This window comes from Streptomyces sp. NRRL WC-3549, assembly GCF_000721935.1.
Taxonomy (GTDB): Bacteria; Actinomycetota; Actinomycetes; order Streptomycetales; family Streptomycetaceae; genus Streptomyces.
Window position 1 is genome coordinate 145,364 of record NZ_KL585423.1, and the last position, 1,672, is coordinate 147,035.

General features: G+C 72.5%; 2 protein-coding genes. Both read right to left on the bottom strand.

Annotated elements, in window-relative coordinates; translation table 11 throughout:
• Positions 1-65: 65 nt before the first annotated feature.
• The gene (locus IH13_RS0127045) at positions 66-989 is read right to left on the bottom strand and encodes an LLM class F420-dependent oxidoreductase (RefSeq protein ID WP_031088591.1); all 924 of its coding nucleotides are present in this window, start codon (positions 987-989) and stop codon (positions 66-68) included.
• A gap of 112 nt (positions 990-1,101) precedes the next feature.
• Positions 1,102-1,672: DUF6099 family protein (locus IH13_RS0127050; RefSeq protein ID WP_031088592.1), on the bottom strand; the 571-nt coding region annotated here is incomplete at its 5' end.

Consider the following 1,672-nt stretch of genomic DNA (forward strand, 5'->3'; position numbering starts at 1 on the left):
CAGCTCCTCTCCCTGGCGCTTCCGTGAACGGGTCCGGTGCGCCGGACCCGTTCACCCCGTCGTTCTCAGTTCAGCTGCGACTGGACCTGTGAGGAGATCAGCTCCAGGTGGTCCAGGTCGTCCAGGTCCAGGACCTGGAGGTAGATCCGGGACGCTCCGATCGCGGCGTACCGGCCGATCTTGTCGACCACCTCGGCGGGTGAGCCGGCCAGTCCGTTCGCCCGGAGGTCCTCGACCTCACGGCCGATGGCGGACGCCCGGCGTGCCACCTCCGCGTCGTCCTTGCCCACGCAGACCACCAGGGCGTTGGAGTACACCAGGTCGTCCGGCGCACGGCCCGCCGCCCTGGCCGCGTCCTTGACCCGGCCGAACTGCTTCTCGCTGTCCTCCAGGGACGCGAACGGGATGTTGAACTCGTCCGCGTACTGAGCGGCGAGCCGCGGGGTGCGGACCGCGCCGTGCCCGCCGATCAGGACCGGCACCTTGGCCTGGGCCGGCTTGGGCAGCGCGGGCGAGTCGGTGAGCTGGTAGAAGGTGCCGTCGTAACTGAAGGTCTTGCCGACCTCGGTCTCCCACAGGCCCGTGACGATCGCCAGCTGCTCCTCCAGCCGGCCGAACTTCTCCTTCGGGAAGGGGATGCCGTACGCCTTGTGCTCCTCCTCGAACCAGCCCGCGCCCAGGCCCAGCTCGACCCGGCCGCCGGACATCTGGTCGACCTGGGCCACCTGGATGGCCAGGACACCGGGCAGGCGGAAGGTGCCCGCCGTCATCAGGGTGCCCAGACGGATGCGCTTGGTCTCGCGGGCCAGTCCGGCCAGGGTGATCCACGCGTCGGTCGGCCCGGGCAGCCCGTCGCCGGATCCCATGCGCAGGTAGTGGTCGGAGCGGTAGAAGGCGTCGAAGCCGAGCTCCTCGGTGGCCTTGGCGACGCGGAGCAGGGTGTCGTAGCTCGCCCCTTGCTGGGGCTCGGTGAAGATTCGAAGATCCATGTCTCCATCCTGCACCTTCGCGGCCGCCGTCCCCGCGCTCCCCTCCCGCCCCCACCTGTCGTGGCGGCTCGGGGGCGGCCCCGGGAGCCCGGCCAGGGCTCCCGGGGCCCGCTCACGACGTGACGGGCCGCGATTCCGCTCGCCTCCCGAGCGCCACACAAGGGCCGTCCCGCTCATGGCCGGACTCCCGCTCGGGGCCGGACTCCCGCTCATGGCCGGACTCCCGCTCGGGGCCAGGACCGCCTCCCCGGCCGTGCTCGTGCTCGCCTTCCCCCACGGTCCCGTGGTCGTGGGGCAGCTCGGCGAGCCGTCGCAGCATGGCGTGCACCCGGTCCACCGACTCGTCGACCGCGTCTATCGCCTCGATGCACTGCCAGTAGAGCCCGTCCTCCGTGTCACAGGCGATCCCCACCAGCGCGATCCCCACCTCACCGAGCAGACGGGCAAGAGACGTCAACGCGACCCGCACGTCGGCGACTTCCGTGAGAAGGCGCGCCCTGACCTCGCCGGCCGGGACCACCGGGTGGTCGGGCACCGCGGTGGCGGGGCCGCTCGTCTCGCCGAGCTCGCGCGCCTCGGTCCGTACTTCGGCCGGTCCGCAGGACGCCAGCCGCCCTCCGACCGCCCGGGCGAGGGCCTGCGCCTGCCACGCCTCCGCCATCACGGCGGGCGCCCCACGGCTC

Coding starts and splice junctions, on each gene's coding strand:
- IH13_RS0127045 (WP_031088591.1), bottom strand. CDS start 989: ATGGATCTTCGAATCTTCACCGAGCCCCAGCAAGGGGCGAGCTACGAC.